The organism is Lysinibacillus sp. G1-3, from assembly GCF_056322905.1.
The window spans coordinates 1-256 of record NZ_JBWHYQ010000078.1; the positions used below are offsets into that span (position 1 = coordinate 1).

The following is a 256-nucleotide window of genomic DNA, read 5'->3' on the forward strand; positions in this document are numbered from 1 at the left end:
AACATGACGATGTAAAAGAAACAGCCGTTGTAGTAATGGAAGGAAACGATACAGACAAATACATTTGTGCCTATATAGTAAGTGAGAAAGAACTGAAGGATTTAAATTTAAAGAACTATTTGGCAGAGTGTTTACCAGAATATATGATTCCTACTTACTTTATAAAGATAGATGAAATGCCTTTAACACCGAATGGGAAACTGGATAGAAGAGCACTTCCAAAACCAAATACAGAGGATTCTTTAAATGAATATGA

General features: G+C 32.8%; 1 protein-coding gene. It reads left to right on the plus strand.

What is annotated here, in order from left to right; translation table 11 throughout:
- A partial coding sequence (locus ACVYAD_RS25235) for an AMP-binding enzyme (protein ID WP_476428310.1) occupies positions 1–256 on the plus strand: 256 nt, incomplete at both ends.